Source organism: Rothia sp. BD8, assembly GCF_044878465.1.
Taxonomy (GTDB): domain Bacteria; phylum Actinomycetota; class Actinomycetes; order Actinomycetales; family Micrococcaceae; genus Rothia; species Rothia kristinae.
In genome coordinates this window covers 86067-108123 of the sequence record NZ_JANJES010000005.1, presented here as the reverse complement: position 1 = coordinate 108123, position 22057 = coordinate 86067, and the positions used below count along the sequence as shown (strand labels likewise).

Sequence of the window (22057 nt, the reverse complement as noted above, 5' to 3'; positions counted from 1 at the left end):
ACCATGGGGTGACCCCGACCGACCACCGGAAACGGACCCATGACACCTCTGCTGGATCTCGCCGCCCACGTCGCGGCCCTGCCCACGGCACCCCTCGGCCTGTTCGGGGTGGACCTGGAGCAGCTGCTGGCCGATGCCGGCCCGTGGGTGCTCGGCGTCGTCGCCCTGATGATCTTCATCGAATCCGGCGTGCTCTTCCCCTTCCTGCCCGGAGATTCGCTGCTGTTCACCACCGGATTGCTGCACCAGCAGCTCGGGCTGAACCTGGCCGTGCTGCTGCTGACCGTGGCCGCCGCCGCGGTGCTCGGGGACCAGGTGGGGTACATGCTGGGACGGTGGTTCGGGCGCAGGCTCTTCTCCCCCACCGGGCGCATCCTCAACTACGAGAACCTGGACAAGGCCAGCGCGTTCTTCGCCCGCTACGGCGGCAAGGCGCTGGTGCTGGCCCGCTTCGTGCCGATCGTGCGCACCTTCGTCCCGCTCACCGCGGGCATGGCCCACTACCGCTACCGGGACTTCGCCAAGTGGAACATCACCGGCGCCCTGCTGTGGGTGCTGCTGCTGACCTTCGCCGGCGTGTGGCTGGGCAACGTGACCTTCATCCGCGAGCACGTAGACCTCATCGTCATCGTCATCGTGCTGGTCTCCGTGATCCCCGTGGGCCTGGAGATCTGGCGGGAGAACCGCAAGGCCAAGGTGCGGCTGGCCGCCTATCAGGAGGAGCACGGACAGCCGCTGAACCCGGAGTCCTGAACCGGCGGCACCGCCGCAGGCCACCGTCGCGACACGGCCGGGAGACGGCCGGAATGCGGACCGGCCGCACTCGGTTGCACTGCCCATGACCCAACAGCAGAGCATGAGCGCGCAGACCTACTCCTCCTTCGGCGACGACGCCGTCCTGCAGCTGCAGGAGCGTCCCCTCCCGGAGGTCGGGCCGGGCGAAGTCCTGGTCCGGGTCCGCACCGCGGGGATCAACCCGGTGGACTGGAAGATCATGTCCGGCGGCCTGTCCTCCCTGATGCACACGGAGTTCCCGGTGGTGCCGGGGTGGGACGTCGCCGGCGTCGTCGCCGCGACCGGCATCGACACCCCCGGTCTGTCCGAGGGCGATGAGGTCATCGCCTACAACCGGCGGGACTGGATCCACCACGGCACCTTCGCCGAATACACCACCGTCCCCGCCCGGGCCCTCGCCCGCAAGCCCGCCGCGCTGGACTGGGACCAGGCCGGGGGTCTGCCGCTGGCGGGCCTGACCGCGCTGCAGGTGCTGACCCGTCTGGGGCTCTCCCGCGATCCGCAGGAGAACCGCGGCACGACCGTCCTGATCCACGGGGCCTCCGGCGGCGTCGGCTCGATGGGCGTGCAGATCGCCGCGGCCTACGGCGCCCGGGTGATCGGCACGGCTTCGCAGCGCAACCACGCCTGGCTGCGTGAGCTCGGGGCCGAGCCGGTGGAGTACGGGGAGGGCCTCGCCCAGCGGGTGCGCGAGCTCGCCCCGGACGGGGTGCAGATCGTCGCGGACTTCGTCGGCGGTGTCGTGGAGACCACCACCGCGGTGCTGGCCGAGGGCGGCGCCCACGCCTCGATCGCCGACCCGGAGGTGCTGGAGCACGGCGGGCAGTGGCTGTGGGTCCACCCCGATGCCGAGGGGCTGGCCGAGCTGGCCCGCCTGGCCGAGGACGGCGCGCTGACCGTGCGCGTGGCGGACACCTTCCCGCTGGACCGGCTGCCCGAGGCCTTCGCCGCCAGCCGCGAGGGCCACACGGCGGGGAAGATCGTGCTGCGCGTCTCCTGAGCCCCGCGGTCCGGCCCCGGGGGCCGGCCCGCGGACGGGCCCCCGGGCTGACGCGGCCTCAGTCCCGGGCCGGCTTCCAGCCCTTCCGGGTGGTGATCAGCAGACGCCGACCGGCGGTGTCCGGATCCTGGGCCACCCGCAGCAGGGCGGCCGCGGCGGCGTCGAAGGGCAGGGTGGGCAGTCCCGGCACAGAGGCCACCGTCTCGAGAGGCTCGACGGCGGCCTCCTCCCGGACCGGGGCGTCCTTGAGGTTCACGGGGTAGACGATGGTGTGCTCCAACCCCGAGTCGATCAGCAGCCGGTCCGCGGCCTCCTTGTCCGCCAGGAATCCGCGCAACGCGGTGCGGTAGATCCCGCGGGCGAACCACGAAGCCTTCTGCGCGGTGTCTCCGGCGCCGAACACCGACGTGAGCACCACCCGGCCGGCTCCGGCGGCCCGCACGGCCTCGAGGATGGACGGGAGGCTGCGCTGCATGAAGGTGCGGTCCTTCATCGGGCCGGTCACCGCGATGATCACCGCGTCGGCGCCGCGGGCCGCCCCGGTCATGGCCTCGACGTCGTCGAGCTGGCCGCCGACGACCGTCAGCCCCTGGTGCTGGGTGAGGGCCTCCGGACGGCGCACGTAGGCGGTGACGCGGTGCCCGGCGTCGAGGGCACGGGTGAGGATGCGGGAGCCGACGTTTCCGGTGGCGCCGAACAGCAGGATGTTCATGGGAGTTCACCTCAGGGGATGGGGGTTGTGGGGTTGGTGCGGTCTCAGACCCGCGGTCCGGGCTCTGACGTCGGGGGGAGGGACGATCTCTGGGGCAGGGGGCGGTCCAGCACGGCCTCCAGGGCGGCGAGACAGCGCTCGATCAGCTCGCCTCGATCGGCTCCGGGAGCGTGCCCGCGCGTCGTCGCCAGGTGCTCGACCAACGCCAGCCACCCTCCGATCAGCACACGGGTTTCCGCGGTGTCCGGGACGCCGGTGAGCTCGATGATGCGCCGCAGCTGGACGTCATGGTTGGCTGCGGTGATCACGTACACTCCGGCGACGGTGTCCGCGGTGGGGGCGTACAGCTCCCGGATGCCTCCGGAGCTGGCGTCGAAGGCCTGGAAATAGGCGTCCAACGCGCGTCGGGCCGCCTCACGAGGGCTGAGTCCGACGGCGGGTTCGGTGGCCTGGAGCAGACGCCGGGACTCCTCGGCCAACACCGCCTCGACCAGCGCCTCCTTGCCGGGAAAGTAGTGGTAGAGCAGGGCCCGGCCGATCCCGGCCTCCTGGGCCACCGCACTCATGGAGAGGTTCCCGACGCCGCCCTCGGCCAGCAGCCGGGTGGCCACGCGCAGCAGCTGCGCGCGCCGGCCTTCGGAGCTCAGTCGCGTCCGCGACGGCTTATTGGACATGTGTCTAATATAAGGCCGTTCGGGGGTCAGCGGAAGTACCGGGACAGGACCGCATCCTTCAGTCGCGGCGGTGCGGCCGCCGCGATCAGGCGGGCCGCGCCGACGCCGCGCCCCAGGGAGTACCGGGCCCGCGGATGAGCGGCGGTGGCGGCCTGAACGATCCGCCGGGCCGCCCGCTCGGGATCCAGACCCCGCGGGGCGCGGCGCTCGGCCCGGTCCGCGACCCTCTCGGCCAGCGCCTCGTAGCGGCCGCCGCGCGCCGCCTCCCGCAGCTCCTGCGCCTCGCGGCGCTGCCACCCGGTGCCCACCGGGCCGGGCCGGATCTCCACCACGTCGATGCCGCTGCCGCGCAGCTCCAGGCGCAGCGTGTCCGCCAGCGAGGCCAGCGCCGCCTTGGAGGCGCAGTACCACCCGCTCATCGGCTGGTGCAGATCCGCGGCCACGGAGGTCACCAGCAGGATCCGCGGCTGGCGGTCGACGTCGGTGGGCCGGGTGTCGGCGGCCCGGCGCATCCCGGGGAGCAGCGCCCGCGTCAGGGACATCGGGCCGAGCACGTTGGTGCGCAGCTGGCGGGTCGCGACGTCGTCGTCGACCTCTTCGAGGGCGCCCTGCTGCCCGTACCCGGCGTTGTGCACCATCAGGTGGGGGCCGGGGCCGAGCTCGCGGATGCTCTGTGCGGCGCGGCGGATCGACTCCTCATCCGCCAGGTCCAGGACCACCGGCACGGCCCCGCGGGTGAGCAGCGGCTCCAGGCTGTCCTCGGAGCGGGCGGTGACGACGACGCGGAACCCGGCGTCCAGCAGCCCCTCGGCCACGAGCCGACCGATGCCGCGGGAGGCCCCGGTGACGACGGCGAGCGGTCCCCGCCGATCACCCGGGTTCCCGTGATGCGGGCTGCCGGGATGCTGACTCCCGTGATGCGGGGTCCCGCCGTTCGGATCTCCGGAGGACTCGGGGCGCTCCTCCGCCGGGCCCGCCGATCCGGTCTGCGGGGAGAGGGGTCTGCGCTGGTTCGCCGTCATGGCGCCGAGTCTAGGCCCCCGTGAGTCCGCTCAGCGGGTGCGTCGGGGACGGATCAGCACCAGGGCCGCACCAGTACCGAGCACGAGCAGACCGGCCAGGACCATCCGCACCGGATCCTGGGCGCCGGTCCTCGCCAGCCCACCCGGCCCCGTCTCGGCGGAGTCGGCCGCGACCCCGTTCGGCTCCACGCTCAGGGCGCCGCCGGAGGGCAGGTCATCGCTCCCACCCCCTCCGATCCCGGCCCGGCCGTCAGAGGCGGAGGGTCCCGGTGCGGGGAGATCCGGCCCCGCCGTGGTCGTCGGAGCGGCGGTGGGGACCGGTTCGCCCGTCGGGACAGGGCCCGGCGCGCTGGTCGGCGCGCCCGTCGGGGCCGGCGTCGGCTCACTCGTCGGAGCAGGGCTCGACTCCGGCGTCGGCTCGGCCCCGGCTCCGGTGAAGTCGGCGTTCATCACCACGTGCGTGCCGGTGGTCGGCTCGGTCAGCTCGACCTCGTGCGTCCCGGCGTCCAGGCCCAGCCCGGACAGCGGCACGGAGACCTCCGCGGCGCCGTCTCGCACGGAAACCTCACCGGCGTCGCGCCCGCCGATGCGCACGCTCAGCCGCTCGGGAGTCGGGATCCCGGGGGAGGCGACGGCGAGGTCGGAGACCCACACCGTGTACATGCCGGAGAGGTCATATGCCTCCGGCTTCTCGGACACCCGGACGGCCTGCTTCTCCGGTCGCGGCGTCACGACCCCGAGCTCGCGCAGGTAGTCCTGGAAGGCGTCGGAGTCCACGACGGCGGTGTCCTTGGTGTTCGTCCCCTGGGCGAGGGTGGAGAAGTTATCCCCGCCGCCGAGCAGGAAGGAGGGCAGGGCCACGGTGTAGGTGCGCCCCTCCTCCAGGGGCTTCCCGTCGATGCGCACCTCGTCGATGTTGTCGCCGCGGGTCGCGTAGCCGGCGGCACCGGGCTCGCCGGTGTAGGTGTAGGTGACGTTGGAGGACAGCCCCAGCTGCAGGTACGGGCGGGTGGCCATGGATCCGGCGTTGTCCTGCTGCCACTGCTCCTCGAGCACCTGGCGCAGCTGGGCGCCGGTCAGCTGCGTGGTCCAGAGGTTGTTGGCGAAGGGCAGCACGGAGACGGCGTCGGCCACCGTGATCTGATCCGCGGTGGTGGAGGGGTCGCTGCGCAGACCCGCCGGGAACTCATCGCGCAGACCCCCGGGGTTGACGATGGCCAGGTCCGCGGGCGTGCGCCCCGTGCCGTTCGCCGCGTGCAGGTACATGTCCGCGACGAGATGGCCCATGGTCGATTCCCGGTCGCGCTGGTCGAAGCCGCCCTTGGCCTCGGCTTTGTCCGGGTCCCAGCCGGTGGTCACGGGGGCGGCGAGATCGGCGAGCTTCCGGCTGCCGATGCGATCGGCGTACTCCTTCGCGTCGGTGAGCACGCGCTGCGCCTGCTGCAGGACGGGGTCCGCGGAGATGGTCTGGGCGTCCGGGATCTTCTTGGGGTTGGCGATCAGCTCGGCGCGGGCGCCGCGCACCTCGTGCCGGGCGTCCAGGGTGAGGGTGACGGCGCCGAGGTTGTCCCCGTAGTTGCCGGTCTGCAGGACGGGGCGCTGCCCGGGTCCGGTCTGGCCGCCGGGCGGCAGCACGTACTCCTCGTGGGTGTGACCGGTGAAGATGACGTCCACGGCGGGGCTGGTCTGGGTGACGATGCGGCCCTGGGGATCGTCCGTGCGCACCCCTTCGTGGTATTCGGCGACGATGACGTCGGCTTCGCCGTTGTCGGGGTCGCCGTCGCTGAGCTGCTCGGCGTAGCGGTTGGTGGCGGCCACGGGATCGGTGAACTCCATGCCGCCCAGCGCGGAGGGGTCCACCAGCTGGGGCGTCTCGGCGGTGACGGAGCCGATGACGGCGACGCTCACGCCGCCGTCGGTCTGGAGGATGGTGTAGGGCTTGAGCACGGGATCCCCGGTGGCGGGGTCGACGACGTTGGCGCCGAGGATCGGTAAGTCCGCGTGCTCGGAGATGCGCCCGGTGAGGTCCGCCAGGCCCTTGTCGAATTCGTGGTTGCCGGCGGCGCTGGCCTGCAGACCGAGGGCGTTGAGGTAGTCCAGGGTCGGCTCGTCGTCCTGGACGGAGGAGACGAAAAGGCTCGCGGAGACGTTGTCCCCCGCGGAGAGGAACAGGCTGTTGGGGTGTGCGGCGCGCTGCTGCTGCAGGGTGGCGGCCAGGCCCATCCCGATCTCCGGGGTGATGCGGCCGTGGAAGTCGTTGATGTTGAACAGGGTGAGCTCGGTGGTCCCGGCGTCCTCGACGGCGTAGGCGGCGGGCGCTGCGGGCAGCAGGACGAGCAGGGCGGCGACGGCGGCCCCGGCCCCCGAGCGCAGATGGCGGATGGTCATGGGTTCCCCCGGGAAGACGATGCGAGTGATGTGCGCAACTGTACCCAGAGCGGGTGAACCGCGGGTGAACACCTCCGCAGGTGCTGTGGACAACGCGGGGATCCGGGCTTCTCCCCGGATGGTTCCAGCCGGGGTCCAGCGCCGCCTCCTATCCTGTGCCGTTGGACCGATCCCGTGCTGCCGCAGCCTGCCGCCGCGAGGAGGCCCGGCGAGGAGCGAGCACATGGCACAGGGGAGCAGACGGCGCGACGTCGTCGTGGGGACGATGCTGCTGGCGCTGGGTGCGGTGGGCACCTGGCGGATCTGGGACTGGGAGGTCGAGGGCGAGCATCTGGCGCTGTTCGATCACCCTCTCCAGCGCCTGGCGGCCGCCGACCAGCATCGGATCCTGGACGAGGCGGCCACCGCGGTGACGTGGGCAGCGACGCCGGAGGTGATCCCGATCCTCGCGGTGCTCGCCGCGATCCCCTGGTTCTTCAGGACCCGCCGCCGGGACCCCCTCCTGTTCGCCGGGGCCGTGGTGCTGGCCAGCGTCTCGGTCACGGCGCTGAAGGTCCTGGTGGCCCGGACCCGGCCGCCGGCGGCCTTCATGGTGGACGGCGCGGACCGCAGCTTCTCCTTCCCCAGCGGGCACACCTGCCTGTTCGCCACGGCCGCCCTGGTGCTGGCGTGGCTGCTGACCCGTGGGCGGGCGCGGGGCCCGCGTCTCCTGGCCTTTGCGATGGCAGCGCTGGCCTCGGGCACGGTCGCGGCCTCCCGGATCTACCTGGGGTATCACTGGCTCACGGATGTGTGCGCCTCCCTGGGGATCGCGGTGGCGCTGCTCGGCGCGGTGATGCTGACCGACGCGGCTCTGCCGCGGGGTGCGGCGGCCCCGGGACCCTCGCGACGGCGAGGCCGGGCGCGCCCTGCGCGAGACGGCGCTCCCGTTCCCGAATAGCCCTCGACCGGGAACGGATGCGCCGGGTCGGTGGGGTGGGCGGTCCGGGGTGTGGAAAACCTTCCGGGCCGGGTGCGGGATGGGCTAGTCTCGGGGGACCTGAGTGATTCACCTCGCATGATCACCGTCTGACCCTCGAGCACCCGGAGGCTCCCGTGGCCCGTTCGCACCGTCCCGCATCATCCCTGGCGCCCCTGGTCCTGGCCGGCGCCCTCCTGTTGTCCGGTTGCGGGGGTGAGAGCAGCGGTGAGGTGGTCGGCACCGCGGACCCGCGGGCATCGGCCAGCGCCTCGGCCAGTGCTTCGTCCTCGGCGTCGGCGTCCTCCACCGGGTACGAGAAGGCGACCCCGGAGCACCCGGCCCGCAACGTGCCGGTGCCGACCCTGCCGGAAGCCGCCAAGGAGGAGACCTTCGACGGCGCCAAGGCCTTCATGCAGTACTGGCAGGACTCGATGCAGTACCTGGTCCAGACCGGAGACAAGCAGTACGCGGCGGATGCCGTCAGCCCAAGAAACCCCCAATACAAGGATCTTCTCGAGGGGTTGACCAGGTTATACGACGATGGCCAATGGGTCACCGACGGCCTCCCCTCATATCGCGTGGAATATGATGGGGAATGGGGTCGCGTGAATGATGGATACAACCTGATCGTCTACCAGTCTCGGGCGGATGGAGTTCTGTGGAACAGTGCGGGGAAGGTCGATGACATCTCCGGTCATACTTACAATGGCCAGCCGCAAACCCTCCATCTGGACTACATCGACGGCAGATGGTGGTTCAACAGCATCGGAGACATTCAGAATGTTGACTACGGTGACAACTAGATACACATGGGCATGTGCCGCAGCATTGATCCTGATCTCTGCCCACCTGACACCCGCAATATCGCAGGAGGGGAAACCGAAATCCTGGGGTAATTTTCGTGGCAACGAAGTCGTCGTGGGACGTCAGGGGACGACTCCCGGCGGGAAACCCACGGAACCCGCCAGCCCTGGAGGGAGCGGAGCCACAGAGAGCGGCGGCCGTCAGCGTGCGGCCGTGGTTGACGACCCGTACGAATACTATGCCCACTATGGGTGCCCACTCCCAGGGACAGCAGCAGAGGCAGACGACTATTGCTCGCTCAATCAAGCATGCACTATCGATGGCGAGGACAAGGGCGTTGTCCATTATGTGTACCGTCGACTGAAATCAGGCGGGGAATGGGAGCAGACAGGAAGTCAATACTGCGCCGCCCCCGGGTCCCAGTCCCCCGAAGATGCCGCCCAACGAGTCACCGCACCGCCGACCCCGACCGTCACCGCCGAAGATCTGAAGAAGATGCCCATCCAGCCGGGAACCGTGAGCATCCAGCCCGGCCCCAACACGCTGAAGAACTACCACACCAACATCTACGTCGACAGCCGGCCCCAGGAACTGGAGGTCACCCTGTTGGGGCAGTCGGTGCGGGTGCGGGCCACCCCGGTCTCCTACACCTTCGACTACGGCGACGGCACCACCACCGGACCCACCACCGACCCCGGTCGGGCCCTGCCGGAGAACAGCTGGGACACCCCCACCTCCACCTCCCACCAGTACCGGGAGACCGGGGACTACGCCATCGTCATCTCCACCGAGTTCCGCGGGGAGTACCAGGTGGGGGACGGGCAGTGGCAGCCGGTCGAGGGTACCGCGACCCTCCCATCCCAACCGCAGACGGTGAGCGTGTGGCGGACGAAGTCCGGGTGGGTGAAGGACGGCTGCTCCGCGAACCCCCGCGCCTGGGGCTGCTGAGACCCGGACACCCCACGGGCGGACCTCACTCCGCTTTCCGCCACCCTCCGCTCGCCCGGCCTCACAGCCCGAACCATCGGTATGGCATGGCTCACTCCGGATGCGGTAACCTCGACTCCACCGTGCCGCTCCCCGCGGCGTCGGCACCTGGTCCCAGGAGAAGAAGGAGCGACGATGCTCAAGGGCATGCAGGCCACCACCGGCGAGGACTACCCGCTGAACATCACCACCCTGATCCGGCATGCGGCCCGGAACTTCCCGGACCGGGAGGTGGTGCACCGCGGCAACGACGGCGCCTGGCACCGCTCCACCTACCGCGAGGAATGGCGGCGCCTGGCCCGCATGGCGCACGCGCTGAGCGGTCTGGGGATCGGGCCCGGCGACGTCGTCGGCGTCATGGACTGGAACTCCCGCCGCCACTTCGAGCTGTACTTCGCCGTGCCCGGTCTGGCCGCGGTGATGCTGCAGCTGAACCTGCGCTTGGCCGCCCAGGACCTGCGCTACGTCATCGACCACTCCGGGGCCTCCTGGATCTGCGTGGACGAGTCCCTGCTGCCCCTCGCGGAGCAGCACGCCGACGCCGAGAACGTCCGCGGGTGGATCATCCTCAGCGACCGTCCCGGCTCCGAGGTCAGCACCACCCTCCCCCGCGCGGTGTTCCTCGAGGACCTCATGGCGGAGATGGACGATTCCGCCGACCAATACCCGTGGGAGCTGATCGATGAGCACTCCGCGGCCTACGCCGGGTACACCACCGGCACCACGGGCCGCCCGAAGGGCATCTTCTACTCCCACCGCGCCATGTACCTGCACAGCCTGGCCCTGATCTCGGCGCTGCAGGTGGGCCCGGAGGACTGCGTCATGCCGGTGACGCCCATGTTCCACGTGATGTCCTGGGGCTTCCCGCAGGCCTCGGTCGCGGCGGGAGCGAAGGTCGTGCTCCCGGGACGCTACGGCCTGGACGAGCTGGGCTTCCTCGCGGACGCGATGGTGCAGGAGGAGGTCACGGTGGCCAACGGTGCCCCGGCGATCTTCGGACCCGTGCTGGAGCACATCCGCGGCCTGGATCAGGCGCCGGACCTGTCCCGGGTGCGGCTGGTCTGCGGCGCCACGGAGCCGCCGCTGGCGATGATGAAGAGGTACAAGGAGCTGACCGGCGCAGACGTCGTGCACGCCTACGGCGCCTCGGAGACCTCCCCCGTCGTCACCTACAACTACCGGCTCAAGCCGGGCATGGAGGATCTGGACGAGGAGCAGCGCTGGGACATCAAGCGCTGCCAGGGCCTGCCCGCGCTCGGCCTGGAGATCAAGATCGCGGACCTGGACGGCAACGAGCTGCCGGCCGACGGCGCCACCAGCGGCGAGCTGCTGGTCCGCGGCCCCTGGGTCACGGTGGACTACCACGACCGGCCCGATGCCGGGGAGAGCTTCCGCGACGGGTGGTGGCGCTCCGGCGACGTCGGGGTGATGCGACCGGACGGGTACCTGAAGCTCACGGATCGTCTCAAGGACGTCATCAAATCCGGCGGGGAGTGGATCTCCTCGATCGACCTGGAGAACGCGATCCTGGACAACGCCCGAGTCGCGGAGGCCGCGGTGATCGGGGTGCCGCACCCGCGCTGGCAGGAGCGCCCGGTGGCCTACGTCGTCGCCAAGCCGGGGGCCGAGCTCACCGAGGACGCCGTGCTGCAGACCCTGCGCGGGCGCTTCGCGGACTGGCAGCTGCCGGATCGGGTGATCCTGGTGGAGGAGCTGCCCAAGACGTCGGTGGGCAAGCTCAACAAGAAGCTCATGCGGGAGCAGTACGCCGCGTCCTGACGCCCCGCGCCGTCGTCGGCCGCCCCCCGGAGCGGACCGGGACCGGATCGTGCACCGCGAGCCGGATCATCCGGTCCACGCTGCACACAACGGCCCACGACGACGCCGGAACCCGGCAGCACCACCCGCACAGGTCACTCTGGGTGCAGGATGACGCGAACCGTGCGCGACTTCCTGCACCCAGCGTGACCACGGGGTCGGGGGCCAGCGATCAGACCCCCGGACTCAGCCGAACAGGCCGCCGAAGCCGCCGCGGCCCTTGCGGGAGCGGGAGCGGCTGGTGCCGAAGATGCCGCGCACCAGCTCCCGGCCGATCTGGGAGGCCACGTTGGTGCCCACGCGCATCATCGCGTCGTTGCGCTTCTGCCGCTCGCGCTCCTCCTCCTTGCGACGCCGCTCCTCCTCCTTGGCCTGCTCCCGCGCCGCGCGCTCGGCCTCCTTGCGCTCCTGCGCCGACGACGCCGCCCCGGAACCGTCCGCGCCCGTCGCGCCGGAGGCACCAGCCCCGGAAGCACCAGCCCCGACGGACCCGGCCCCGGCCCCGGCGGCCTCATCCCCACCGGCACCACCCCCGCCCCCAGCAGCACCGCCGGGCCCCGCCTGCCCGCTGAGCTTCTCGAAGGCGGAGTAGGAGTCCACGACGGTCGCGTACTTCGGCATCAGCGGGGACGCGGCCACGACGGCGTCGACGGCCTCCGGGGCCGGGCCCATCAGCGAGCGCGGCGCGAACATCCGGGTCCACGCCACCGGGGAGGGCGCCCCGGTCTCGGTCATCACGGTCACCACGGCCTCTCCGATCCCGGCGGAGGTGAGCACCTGCTCCAGGTCGTACCCGGACTTCGGGAAGGTCTTCACGGTCGCGGTCAGGGCCTTCTGATCCTCCGGGGTGAAGGCGCGCAGCGCGTGCTGCACCCGGTTGGCCAGCTGCCCCAGTACCTCGGACGGCAGGTCCTTGGGGGTCTGGGTGATGAAGAAGATGCCCACGCCCTTGGAGCGGATCAGCCGCACGGTCTGGGTGATGGACTCCTTGAAGGCCTTGGAGGCACCGGTGAACAGCAGGTGCGCCTCGTCGAGGAAGAACACCAGCTTGGGCTTGTCCGCGTCCCCGACCTCGGGCAGGTCCTGGAAGAGGTCCGCGAGCAGCCACATGAGGAAGGTGGAGAACAGCTGCGGCTTGGACTGCAGCGTGGACAGCTCCAGCACGGAGATGACCCCGCGCCCGTCCTCGGCGGTGCGCAGGAACTCGGCGGCGTCGAACTCCGGCTCCCCGAAGAACTGGTCCATGCCCTCGGCTTCCAGCCCCACGATCTCGCGCAGGATCACCCCGGCGGTGGCCTTGGACAGCCCGCCCAGCTGCGCCAGGGCCTCCTTGCCCTCGGCGCTGGTCAGGTGCTGGATGACGGCGCGCAGGTCCTCGAGGTTGTACAGCTCCAGGCCCTGCTGGTCCGCCCAGTGGAAGATCAGCTGCAGGCTGGACTCCTGGGTGGCGTTCAGGTCCATGACCCGGGAGAGCAGGAGGGGCCCGAAGGACTGGATGGTCGCGCGGATGGGCACGCCCTTCCCGTCCCCGCCGAGGGAGCAGAACTCGGTGGGGAAGGACGACGCCGTCCACTCCTGACCCAGGGCGGCCGTGCGCGCGGAGAGCTTCTCGTTGGGCTGGCCGGGGGCGGCCAGACCGGAGAGGTCCCCCTTGACGTCCGCGAGGAACACCGGGACTCCGGCGTCGGAGAGCTGCTCGGCCATCAGCTGCAGGGTCTTGGTCTTGCCGGTGCCGGTGGCCCCGGCGATCAGACCGTGCCGGTTCATCATGGACAGAGGCAGGCCGACGACGGCCTCCGGGTGCGGCTGGCCCTCGCTCATCGCCGCGCCGAGGCGCAGGGTGGGGCCGTCGAATCGGTAGCCGCTGCTGATCTGGGCCAGCTGTTCCTCGTGTGTCATGGGGCCCACAGTACCCGGCGTCGGCCCCGGAACGTCCGGTGGATGCGCAGCATCGCCACAGGTGCATCCCAGGATGCGTCCCTACAGTGGAGAGCACCTCAAAGGTGCGAGTGATTGATGGGGAACGGCCCCGGTCCGATGCGGACCGGGGCCGTTCTTTGCCCAGACGACCTTCCCTGACCGACGTTCCACCGCCCGGGAAGGGGTGACGCCGCGAGTCCCCGCCCTCTGCGCCCGCGCGCGGGCTTGGTATCTTGAGGGCATCGACCCATCCACCGCCGGAGGCATCCCTTGTCCCTGAACGCCGAAGAGCGCAGGACCACCAGCGAGGAGCTGCGCGCCAACCTGCTCCTGTCCGACCTGTCCGAGACCGAGGTCCTGGACACCCTCGACCTCACCCCCAGCCAGCTGGAGCGGATCCTGGACGTCTCCCCCGAGGCCGACCCGGCCGACGTCTGGCTGGTGCGCGACTTCATCCTGCAGACCCTCGAAGGCCAGTCCCGCGAGCCGCGGCCCTTCACCGTGCTCACCGAGCAGGCCCGCACCGACGCGCAGCGCTGGTTCGGCCTGCACGAGGTCCCGCCGACGCCGCAGGCCAGCCCCGAGTAGGCCGCGCCGCAGGCCCACACCCCCTGCGAAACACCTGGTCAACACGCAGAGGGAACTCAGGGAAACCTCAGCATCGATCCGTACGGTAGGAACTACCTCAAAGGTGCGAGTGATTGATGGGGAACGGCCCCGGTCCGATACGGACCGGGGCCGTTCTTCTTAACCACCCGCGCCCACTCCCGCAAGAACGGAGCCCCCATGACTCGCATCGCCGTCGCCGGCGCGTCCGGCGCCATCGGAACCCTCGTCCTGCGCGACGCCGCCCAGGCCGGGCTGGACACGGTCTCCCTGGACCGCGCCCACGGCATCGACCTGCTCACCGGAGAGGGGCTGGCCGCGGCCCTGGAGGGAGTCACGGCCGTCATCGACGTCTCCCAGGTCGCCCCGCCCGACCATGAGAACCCCACCGGCCCGATCCTGCGCGCCGCAGGCCACCTGCTCGAGGCCGCCCAGGCCGCCGGCGTCCGGCGTCTGGTCATGCTCTCCATCAACGGCGTGCAGGACGAGGGGCTGCAGCAGTTCCCCTGCTACGCCGCCCGCGCCGCCCAGGAGGAGCTGGTGGGCCGGTCCCCGGTGGAGCACCTGATCGTGCGCAGCGCCCAGTGGTTCGAGTTCGGCATGAATCCCGCGGCGGTCACCGAGGAGCAGGACCGGGTGCGAGCGCAGGACTGGGCGATCCAGCCGCTGGCCGCCGCCTCCGTCGCCAGCTTCCTGGTGGAGGCGGCCCAGGGCCAGCACGGCGCCGGCATGGTCACTCTGGCCGGCCCGGATCGGATGCGCCTGCCCGAGCTCACGGAGCGCACGCTGCGGGCCCGCGGAGACCGGCGGCCCGTGCACGCCGAGGATCCGGTCCTTCCGGGGCTGGGCGACGGCACCCTGCACGCGCCGTCCGACGCCCGCATCCTGGGGCCGGGGCTCGCGCAGTGGCTGGAAGGATGATCGCCAGAGACGCTTAGAGTCATATTGACAATAACCTCGCTTTCCGGCCGTCTCGCGGGTAGTGTCCTGGGCCATGACCACCACGCGCACCCGCACCGAGCGGCTCGACGAGCTGCCCCTGACCCGCAAGCACACCCGCCTGCTCACCGGCTCCGGCATCGGCTGGGCCCTGGACGCGATGGACGTCGGCCTGATCTCCTTCATCATGGCCGCGCTGACTGCCCAGTGGGGCCTGACCCCCACCGAGGCTTCCTGGCTGGGTTCCATCGGCTTCATCGGGATGGCCCTGGGCGCCACCCTGGGCGGGCTGCTCGCCGACCGCTTCGGGCGCCGCCAGATCTTCGCGACCACCCTGCTCGTCTACGGGCTGGCCACCGGCGCCTCCGCGCTGTCCACCGGTCTGGCGATGCTCATGGCGCTGCGCTTCCTGGTCGGGCTGGGCCTGGGCGCGGAGCTGCCGGTGGCCTCGACCCTGGTCTCCGAGTTCGCCCCGCGGCGGATCCGCGGCCGGATGGTCGTGCTGCTGGAGGCCTTCTGGGCGGTGGGCTGGCTGGCCGCGGCCTGCATCGGCGCCTTCGTGGTGGGCGCCTCCCCGGAGGGCTGGCGGTGGGCCCTGGCCCTGGGGTGCCTGCCCGCGGTCTACGCACTGATCGTGCGCCTGGGGCTGCCGGAATCCGTGCGCTTCCTGGAATCCCGGGGGCGGCACGAGGAGGCCGAGAGGGTGGTCCGCTCCTTCGAGGAGGCCGCGGAGCACTCCGGGAAGACCGGTGCCGCGGGTGCGGCCGACGGCGCGGGTGCGGCCGAGACCACGGGTCGGGCCGCCGCGGGTGCGGCGAGTGCGGCCGACGCCGGGACCCGAGCCGGGACCGCCGGTGCCGCGGATGCGGCGGGGGCCAGCGCGGGTGCGGCCGACGGCGCGGCGTCGCCCTCGGGGTCGGCGGCCGCCCGCACGACGTCGGACTCCGCCCCCGAGCCGAGCGGCGGCCTCGGAATCTGGTCCGCGCAGCTGCGGGGACGCACCGCGGCCCTGTGGACCGTGTGGTTCTGCATCAATCTGTCGTACTACGGGGCGTTCATCTGGATCCCGTCCCTGCTGCACGCGCAGGGCTTCACCCTGGTCAAGTCCTTCACCTTCACCCTGATCATCACGCTGGCCCAGCTGCCCGGCTACGCCACGGCGGCGTGGCTGATCGAGCGGTGGGGACGCCGGATCACGCTAGCCGTGTTCCTGGCGGGCTCCGCGGCGGCGGCGATCGGCTACGGGCTGTCCACCTCGGAGACGGCGATCATCGTGTGCGGCTGCCTGCTGTCCTTCTTCAACCTAGGAGCCTGGGGCGCGCTGTACGCGATCGGCCCGGAGCTGTACCCGACGACGGTGCGCGGGGCCGGAACGGGGGCCGCGGCCGGATTCGGTCGGATCGCCTCGATCATCGCGCCGCTGATCGTGCCGCCGCTGGTGGCCCTCGGCGGGCACGTGCTGCTGTTCGGGGTCTTCGCCGCGGCCTTCGCGGTGGCCGCCGCCGCGGCCTTCACCCTCCCGGAGCAGCGCGGGCGCGCCCTGACGGAGGGGTGAGTCGCGGCGGACCCAGACCCGGAGCGACGCCGCCCCGAACGCGAAAAGACCGGCCCCCGGTTCAGTGCTGCCACTGGCTCGGGGGCCGGTCTGCTCGGCGGAGGATGGGGGATTTGAACCCCCGAGGGCGTGAACCCAACACGCGTTCCAGGCGTGCGCCATAGGCCGCTAGGCGAATCCTCCAGGCGTCGCTTGCATCCATGCGGTCAGGGCCGCACGACATGCTCACGAAAGCGAACGGATACGAGCCTACACAACCGCTCCGGAGGCTGACAACCCAACTCAATCACGGGTGGCGCAGAACACCGACCCAGGGCGGGTCCGCGGTGTGACACCCGCGCGGGGCCTCCGCTAAGCTGGCACCAGCCCCTCGCGTGGCGTCATCGTGGAAAACTCCCCCAGGGCCGGAAGGCAGCAAGGGTATCTGCGCTCTGACGGGTGCGCGAGGGGTCTTCTCGTCTCCGCCGTCCCCCTCCACAGACCCGCGGACGCCGTTCGATCTGTCAGTCCCAGCCGTTAGTGTTGTTCGCGTGAGCACCGCACTGTACCGCCGTTACCGCCCGGAGACGTTCGCCGACGTCATCGGGCAAGAGCACGTCACCGAGCCCCTGATGACGGCGCTGCGGAACAACCGCGTCAACCACGCCTACCTCTTCTCCGGGCCGCGCGGCTGCGGCAAGACCACCTCCGCGCGCATCCTGGCCCGCTGCCTCAACTGCGCCGAGGGCCCCACCCCCACCCCGTGCGGGCACTGCGAGTCCTGCCGGGACCTCGCCCGGGACGGCGCGGGCTCGCTGGACGTCATCGAGATGGACGCCGCCTCCCACGGCGGCGTGGACCACGCCCGTGACCTGCGCGAACGCGCGACCTTCGCCCCCGTGCGGGACCGGTACAAGATCTTTATCATCGACGAGGCGCACATGGTCACCCGCGAGGGGTTCAACGCGCTGCTGAAGATCGTCGAGGAGCCGCCGGAGCACATCAAATTCGTCTTCGCGACCACCGAGCCGGCCAAGGTCCTCGGCACCATCCGCTCCCGCACCCACCACTACCCCTTCCGCCTGGTCCCCCCGGAGACCCTGCGCACCTATCTGGCGCACCTGTGCGAGCAGGAGGGCATCGCCGTCGAGCAGGGGGTGCTGCCGCTGGTGGTGCGCGCCGGAGGAGGGTCCGTGCGGGATTCGCTGTCCGTGCTGGATCAGCTGATGGGCGGCTCCGGGTCGGAGGGCATCACCTACGACCTCGCCGTCGCCCTGCTGGGCTTCACCCACGCCGAGCTGCTGGACGGGGTGGTGGACGCCTTCGCCGCGGGGGACGCTCCGGCCGTCTTCCAGGCCGTGGACCGGGTGATCAGCACCGGGCAGGATCCGCGCCGGTTCGTGGAGGATCTGCTGGAGCGGTTCCGGGACCTCATCATCGTCCGGGCCGCTCCCGACGCCGCGGCCTCGATCCTGCACGGGCTCTCCGAGGACCAGGTGGATCGGATGCGCGGGCAGGCCCAGCAGCTGGGGGCCGCGGAGCTGTCCCGGGCCGCGGACATCACCAACGCCGCCCTGACCGAGATGACCGGGGCCACCACCCCTCAGCTGCACTTAGAGCTGCTGTGCGCCCGGATCCTGTTGCCCACCGCGGATGATTCCACCCGCGGGGTCGGGGCCCGGGTGGATCGGCTGGAGCGGCGGATCAACCTGGGCACGGTCGGCGCGGTGGCGGCCCCGCTGCGCCAGGATCCGGCCGCCCTGACCACCCCGGAGACCCCCGCCGAGCACGCGGCCGCCCAGGCGGCGGGCACCGAGGAGGGGCCCGAGCGCTCCGACGGCTCAGCGGCTGAGGGTATGGCGGCGGCCCCGGACGGTCGCGAGGCCGCGCTGGCGATGGCCCGGCGGAACCGTCCCGTCCCGCCGGGGCAGCAGACCGGGGACGAGGACGCCGGAGCCGATGCCGTCGATTCCCGCCGGGTCGAGGCCGGCAGGACGGGGAACGACGCCGCCGGGAACGACGCCGCCGAACCCTCCGGCGCCCCATCGCCTGCGGCCGACCAGCACCCGGAGGCCCCCGAACGGGAGACCTCGGCGTCGCACATGGCGGAGGACGCCGGACAATACCAGCCGCAGCCCACGGCCCCGGCCGACGCCGGCCAGGTCACCATGATCCAGCGCTCCTGGGCCGATGTGGTGGCCGCCGTCGGCAGCCGCTCCAAGGTGGGCCAGGCGACCTTCCGGGAATGCCAGCCCTCCCGCTTCGAGGACGGCGTCCTGTACGTCTCCTCCCGCGGGCCGGGGATCCAGTCCCGGGTGCAGCGCTACGCCGGTGCCCTGTCCGAGGCGCTGCAGGAGGTCCTGGGGATCTCCTGCCAGGTGGCCGTGGACGGCGGCCCCGGGCCCTCCGACGGCGGCGGGCGCAGCCCGCAGGGGCCGTCCGGGCCTGGCGGGCCCGGTGGATCTGGAGGGCCCGGTGCGCCCGGTGGATCCGGTAGGGGACCGGGCGGCCCCGCGTCGTCGTCGCCCGCTCGCGGACAGAGCGAACAGGACGGACAGCGCGGACACGGCGGGGCCTCCTTCGCGGGTGCCCCCGGCCGCGGACCGGAGCGCTCCGGCCACGCCGCGTCCACCGCGCGCGCGGAGGAGCCGGAGTGGCCGGATGAGGATCAGTGGGAGCGGGCTGCCCAGCAGGCCCTCCGGGAGCGCCCCGCCGCGTCCTCCGCGGGTCGGGCACCCGATGAGTCGGGGCGCCCGCGCGTCACCCCGGATCTGCCCCAGGGCCCGCGGGCCGAGGAGGAGGCCTGGCGTCGTCACGGGGAACCGGCCGAGGGCGGGGCCCCTGCCTGGTCCGAGGATGCCGAGGGCGAGAACTTCGGCAGCTGGGAGGTCGCCGCGATCCCCGGTGACGGTCCCGAGCAGGCCGAGGCTACTCAGGACACCGCTTCGCAGCGTTCGGCTCCGGAGGTCGCGGAGGGGCAGCGTCCCGCGCGTCCCGCCCCGGTGCCCTCCCAGGGCTCGCCCGATCCGCGCACCCCGCCCACCGGCAGCCTGAGCGTGGTCCCCTCTCCGCAGGAGCCCGGTGAGGCCCCCGCGGATTCCGGCGACCCCGGACAGCACCCCGCGCCGGATGCGACGGTCGATCCCACCCAGGAAGCCGCGCCCGACCACGCCCCGACGAACCACGCTGCTCCGACTTCCGACGCCCACCCGGCCGGCCCCGGCGCGTCGTCCCCCGGGGCGTCGTCGAGCGGATCTGAGACGGAAGAGGCCGGGCCGGCGCACGACTGGTCTGTGGCCGCCCGACGCGCCGGCGCCCCGGGCGAACCGGTGGACGGGCGCCGCAGCGGCTGGGGATACGCCGGGCCCGACGACGGTTCCGCACGGCACCCGTCCCAGTGGGGCGAGCGCACCCCGCGCCTGGTCGAGATCCCCGGCGGCGCGGGAGCACCCGGCGGCGGGTCCGCCTCCCGCCACCTGCGCGCCGTCCCCGACGACGCCGCCTCCAGCGCCCCCTCCAGCAGCCCGGCCGACGGGCAGGCGCCCCCGGACACTGGTCCCGCCGGCCCGGAGGGGCACGCGCCGTCGACTCCGCCCACCGAACCCGCCGGGCCCGCCCGGGATCAGCCGCACCGGTCCTTCCGGGAGCGCCACGCCGCGGCCATCGCCGCCGGGGCTCGCTCCCACGGGGGCCCCGGCGTCGACTCGCAGGCCCCGGAGCCGCCCGAGGACTGGGAGGACTTCGCCCCGACCCCGGAGGATGAGGACCTGGAGGACTCGGCGATGTACGGTCAGGCGGCGGTCGAGACCCTGCTCGGCGGCCGGGTGATCGAGGAGCGGCCCCACCAGGCGCGCTGATCCCGACCGCCACCCACCAACCACCGCACCGGAGCGCTGCATCCGGTGCCCCCGCGAGAATGAGGAGCCGTGTACCAAGGCGCAGTCCAGGATCTGATCGATGAGCTCGGCCGTCTGCCGGGGGTGGGCCCGAAGTCCGCCCAGCGCATCGCCTTCCACATCCTCAACTCCCCGGCCGAGGAGATGGAGAAGCTCTCCGCGGCCATCACCACCGTGAAGCGGAAGGTCTCCTTCTGCGAGATCTGCGGCAACATCTCCGAGACCCCCAAGTGCTCGATCTGCCGCGACGCCCGCCGGGACACCTCCCTGATCTGCGTGGTCGAGGAGCCGAAGGACGTCTCCGCGATCGAGCGCACCGGCAGCTTCGACGGCCGGTACCACGTGCTCGGCGGCTCCATCAATCCGATGCAGGGCATCGGCCCGGAGCAGCTGCGCATCCGCCAGCTCGTCACCCGCCTGGCCGACGAGAACGTCCAGGAGATCATCCTGGCGATGGACCCCAACCTGGAGGGCGAGGCCACCGCGACCTACCTCTCCCGTCTGCTCAACCCCATCGGCGTCACGGTCTCCCGCTTGGCCTCCGGACTGCCCGTGGGCGGGGACCTGGAGTACGCGGATGAGATCACATTGGGCCGGGCCCTGGAGGGCCGTCGCATCCTCACCGCCGGGATGCGCCGGGCCGCGGAGGAGGCGCGGCTGGCCGACGAGGAGGACGCCGAGGACTTCGCCGCGAACCCCGAAGCCTCGGACCACAACACCGACGACGACGGCTCAGAAAGCTCTGGGAGCTCCGAGGAGCCCGGTGAGGGCGAACCCGAACGGGGCGGTGCGGGCTCGGAGGCCTCCCCCGAGGTGCCCGCGCGCCGCTACCCGACGCCCCGGCGCGGCGAGCGCTTCGCCAATCCCTGGGCGGACTGAGAAGCCTCGAGCGGGCAGCGGGGCGCACGGGATGCCCGGCGCCCCGGCCCGCGGCGTCGGGCGCTCACCGCTTCCTGGTCCAGTAGCCCTTCGCGTGCATCGAGCGCTTGTCCAGCCCCCACTGCTCCAGCAGGAGCCGACGCACCGGGCGCAGGGCGGCGCTCTCCCCGGCAAGCCACGCGAACGCGGGGCCCTCGGGAACGGGCATCCGCTCCACGACCTCCAGGGCCGTGCGACCGGCCAGCACCTCCGCCCGGCCCGGCTCCCCTGTGTTCGCCCGCGCGTCGGCCTCCGGGCTCGCTCCTCGGCTCGCCGCCCCGTCCCCGTCCCCAGGTCGGCCGTCCGCAGACTCCCCGTCCGGACCGTCCTCGCCCGGCACCAGCCACGTCAGGCGCACCCCGGCGGGGGCTGAGAGGTCCTGGACGGAGTCCGGGCCGGGCACCTCGAGGATCACCCGCCCGACGGCGTCGGCGGGCAGCTGCTCCAGCCAGCGAGCGATGCCGGGCAGGCCCGTCTCATCCCCCACCATGAGCAAGAAGCGCCCCGGCTCCGGGGCCTCGCGGCCGCTCTTGGGTCCCAGCAGGTGCACCGGATCCCCCGGGGCGAGCGCCTGCGCCCACCGGCTGCCGGGGCCGCGCCCGTGGGCCACCACGGCGATCTCCACCGTCCCGAGTTCGGGATCCACCCGGCGCACCGTGTACTTGCGGGTCAGCGGGGCGGGCTTGGCCCAGCGCGGCTTGCCGCCGGTGAGGTCGGGCTCGGGCACCCGGCCGGTCTGCAGATCAGGCAGCACCACGCGCACGGTCTCCCCCACCGCGTGCCGGGTGGGGAATCCGGGTAGGCCCTCCACCACCACCCGCGTCATCGTGGGGCTGAGCCGCTCGACGACGCGCGCCCGGCCCACGCGATAGCGCGGGGCCCGCTCCTGCCGCCCCGTCTCCTGCGTGCCCTGCTTCGGGTGATCCCGTCCGCCCATGCGCGATGCCGTCCTCTTTCCGCTTCCTGCGCCGCAGTCATGCCATCCGCCGCGTTCCGCATCCTGGGACACCGGACGCGAAGCGGCGTCCTCATGTGCGGGAGGATACCCTGGGACGGGCGGCCACGCGCCCCACCACCCGCCCT

The 22057-nt window shown here is 72.3% G+C and carries 17 protein-coding genes, 1 tRNA gene and 1 other RNA gene; 12 read left to right on the top strand and 7 right to left on the bottom strand.

The features are described from left to right. The first annotated feature begins 39 nt into the window (after positions 1 to 39). On the top strand, positions 40 to 753 hold the full coding sequence (locus NQ707_RS05830; RefSeq protein WP_081046101.1) for a VTT domain-containing protein: 714 nt from the start codon (positions 40 to 42) through the stop codon (positions 751 to 753). Between the two features lie 103 nt (positions 754 to 856). Next, positions 857 to 1795 carry an NADP-dependent oxidoreductase gene (locus NQ707_RS05825; protein ID WP_099049770.1) on the top strand — a complete coding sequence of 313 codons (939 nt, stop codon included), beginning with the start codon at positions 857 to 859 and terminating at the stop codon, positions 1793 to 1795. Positions 1796 to 1853: 58 nt separating this feature from the next. Here the strand turns inward: NQ707_RS05825 and NQ707_RS05820 are convergent, their stop codons facing one another. From NQ707_RS05820 to NQ707_RS05805, 4 genes are read right to left on the bottom strand one after another with little or no spacing between them, the layout of a single operon-like run. Further along, complete coding sequence (locus NQ707_RS05820; protein WP_058730742.1) at positions 1854 to 2507, bottom strand: NAD(P)-dependent oxidoreductase; 654 nt, start codon at positions 2505 to 2507, stop codon at positions 1854 to 1856. A 44-nt stretch (positions 2508 to 2551) separates the two neighbouring features. Further along, positions 2552 to 3181 carry a TetR/AcrR family transcriptional regulator gene (locus NQ707_RS05815; protein WP_404435052.1) on the bottom strand — a complete coding sequence of 210 codons (630 nt, stop codon included), beginning with the start codon at positions 3179 to 3181 and terminating at the stop codon, positions 2552 to 2554. Positions 3182 to 3207: 26 nt separating this feature from the next. Further along, positions 3208 to 4203 carry an SDR family NAD(P)-dependent oxidoreductase gene (locus NQ707_RS05810; RefSeq protein WP_404435050.1) on the bottom strand — a complete coding sequence of 332 codons (996 nt, stop codon included), beginning with the start codon at positions 4201 to 4203 and terminating at the stop codon, positions 3208 to 3210. Between the two features lie 30 nt (positions 4204 to 4233). After that, positions 4234 to 6591: a 5'-nucleotidase C-terminal domain-containing protein gene (locus NQ707_RS05805; protein ID WP_404435048.1), complete on the bottom strand. Its 2358-nt coding sequence runs from the start codon at positions 6589 to 6591 to the stop codon at positions 4234 to 4236. Between the two features lie 223 nt (positions 6592 to 6814). Here NQ707_RS05805 and NQ707_RS05800 point away from each other — a divergent pair, with 223 nt between their 5' ends. The 4 genes from NQ707_RS05800 (at position 6815) to NQ707_RS05785 (ending at position 11122) form a co-directional block, all read left to right on the top strand. Further along, the gene (locus tag NQ707_RS05800; RefSeq protein WP_058730572.1) at positions 6815 to 7531 is read left to right on the top strand and encodes a phosphatase PAP2 family protein; all 717 of its coding nucleotides are present in this window, start codon (positions 6815 to 6817) and stop codon (positions 7529 to 7531) included. A 251-nt stretch (positions 7532 to 7782) separates the two neighbouring features. Next, entirely contained in the window at positions 7783 to 8355 is a 573-nt protein-coding gene (locus NQ707_RS05795; protein WP_404435046.1) for a DUF6318 family protein, read from the top strand. Between the two features lie 496 nt (positions 8356 to 8851). After that, positions 8852 to 9304 carry a hypothetical protein gene (locus NQ707_RS05790; RefSeq protein WP_404435045.1) on the top strand — a complete coding sequence of 151 codons (453 nt, stop codon included), beginning with the start codon at positions 8852 to 8854 and terminating at the stop codon, positions 9302 to 9304. A gap of 174 nt (positions 9305 to 9478) precedes the next feature. Then, positions 9479 to 11122, top strand: a complete 1644-nt coding sequence (locus tag NQ707_RS05785) for a long-chain-fatty-acid--CoA ligase (RefSeq protein ID WP_404435044.1) — start codon at positions 9479 to 9481, stop codon at positions 11120 to 11122. A 225-nt stretch (positions 11123 to 11347) separates the two neighbouring features. On the opposite strand, the gene NQ707_RS05780 is transcribed toward NQ707_RS05785, so the two are convergent. Next, on the bottom strand, positions 11348 to 13060 hold the full coding sequence (locus NQ707_RS05780; protein ID WP_100464824.1) for a helicase HerA-like domain-containing protein: 1713 nt from the start codon (positions 13058 to 13060) through the stop codon (positions 11348 to 11350). A gap of 291 nt (positions 13061 to 13351) precedes the next feature. On the opposite strand from NQ707_RS05780, the gene NQ707_RS05775 reads away from it, so the two are divergent. The 3 genes from NQ707_RS05775 to NQ707_RS05765 all read left to right on the top strand — a co-directional run bounded on the left by NQ707_RS05775 (position 13352) and on the right by NQ707_RS05765 (position 16181). Beyond that, on the top strand, positions 13352 to 13669 hold the full coding sequence (locus NQ707_RS05775; protein ID WP_058730576.1) for a DUF2316 family protein: 318 nt from the start codon (positions 13352 to 13354) through the stop codon (positions 13667 to 13669). Positions 13670 to 13867: 198 nt separating this feature from the next. Next, positions 13868 to 14608, top strand: a complete 741-nt coding sequence (locus NQ707_RS05770) for an SDR family oxidoreductase (RefSeq protein WP_404435043.1) — start codon at positions 13868 to 13870, stop codon at positions 14606 to 14608. A gap of 73 nt (positions 14609 to 14681) precedes the next feature. Then, positions 14682 to 16181: an MFS transporter gene (locus NQ707_RS05765; protein ID WP_129357656.1), complete on the top strand. Its 1500-nt coding sequence runs from the start codon at positions 14682 to 14684 to the stop codon at positions 16179 to 16181. Between the two features lie 98 nt (positions 16182 to 16279). Here the strand turns inward: NQ707_RS05765 and NQ707_RS05760 are convergent. Further along, a tRNA-Ser gene (locus NQ707_RS05760) sits at positions 16280 to 16364 on the bottom strand. Positions 16365 to 16542: 178 nt separating this feature from the next. Here NQ707_RS05760 and ffs point away from each other — a divergent pair. The 3 genes from ffs (at position 16543) to recR (ending at position 20935) form a co-directional block, all read left to right on the top strand. Continuing rightward, positions 16543 to 16639: signal recognition particle sRNA small type (gene ffs / locus NQ707_RS05755), an RNA gene on the top strand. A 72-nt stretch (positions 16640 to 16711) separates the two neighbouring features. Further along, positions 16712 to 20017 (top strand): DNA polymerase III subunit gamma and tau, encoded by a 3306-nt coding sequence (locus tag NQ707_RS05750; protein WP_404435042.1) that lies wholly within the window; start codon positions 16712 to 16714, stop codon positions 20015 to 20017. Between the two features lie 69 nt (positions 20018 to 20086). After that, positions 20087 to 20935, top strand: coding sequence for a recombination mediator RecR (recR, locus tag NQ707_RS05745; RefSeq protein ID WP_081101635.1), 849 nt, complete (start codon positions 20087 to 20089; stop codon positions 20933 to 20935). Between the two features lie 64 nt (positions 20936 to 20999). Here the strand turns inward: recR and NQ707_RS05740 are convergent, their stop codons facing one another. Beyond that, positions 21000 to 21911 (bottom strand): siderophore-interacting protein, encoded by a 912-nt coding sequence (locus NQ707_RS05740; RefSeq protein WP_404435041.1) that lies wholly within the window; start codon positions 21909 to 21911, stop codon positions 21000 to 21002. Positions 21912 to 22057 lie beyond the last annotated feature (146 nt).

Coding starts and splice junctions, on each gene's coding strand:
- NQ707_RS05830 (WP_081046101.1), top strand. CDS start 40: ATGACACCTCTGCTGGATCTCGCCGCCCACGTCGCGGCCCTGCCCACG.
- NQ707_RS05825 (WP_099049770.1), top strand. CDS start 857: ATGAGCGCGCAGACCTACTCCTCCTTCGGCGACGACGCCGTCCTGCAG.
- NQ707_RS05820 (WP_058730742.1), bottom strand. CDS start 2,507: ATGAACATCCTGCTGTTCGGCGCCACCGGAAACGTCGGCTCCCGCATC.
- NQ707_RS05815 (WP_404435052.1), bottom strand. CDS start 3,181: ATGTCCAATAAGCCGTCGCGGACGCGACTGAGCTCCGAAGGCCGGCGC.
- NQ707_RS05810 (WP_404435050.1), bottom strand. CDS start 4,203: ATGACGGCGAACCAGCGCAGACCCCTCTCCCCGCAGACCGGATCGGCG.
- NQ707_RS05805 (WP_404435048.1), bottom strand. CDS start 6,591: ATGACCATCCGCCATCTGCGCTCGGGGGCCGGGGCCGCCGTCGCCGCC.
- NQ707_RS05800 (WP_058730572.1), top strand. CDS start 6,815: ATGGCACAGGGGAGCAGACGGCGCGACGTCGTCGTGGGGACGATGCTG.
- NQ707_RS05790 (WP_404435045.1), top strand. CDS start 8,852: ATGCCCATCCAGCCGGGAACCGTGAGCATCCAGCCCGGCCCCAACACG.
- NQ707_RS05785 (WP_404435044.1), top strand. CDS start 9,479: ATGCTCAAGGGCATGCAGGCCACCACCGGCGAGGACTACCCGCTGAAC.
- NQ707_RS05780 (WP_100464824.1), bottom strand. CDS start 13,060: ATGACACACGAGGAACAGCTGGCCCAGATCAGCAGCGGCTACCGATTC.
- NQ707_RS05770 (WP_404435043.1), top strand. CDS start 13,868: ATGACTCGCATCGCCGTCGCCGGCGCGTCCGGCGCCATCGGAACCCTC.
- NQ707_RS05765 (WP_129357656.1), top strand. CDS start 14,682: ATGACCACCACGCGCACCCGCACCGAGCGGCTCGACGAGCTGCCCCTG.
- NQ707_RS05740 (WP_404435041.1), bottom strand. CDS start 21,911: ATGGGCGGACGGGATCACCCGAAGCAGGGCACGCAGGAGACGGGGCGG.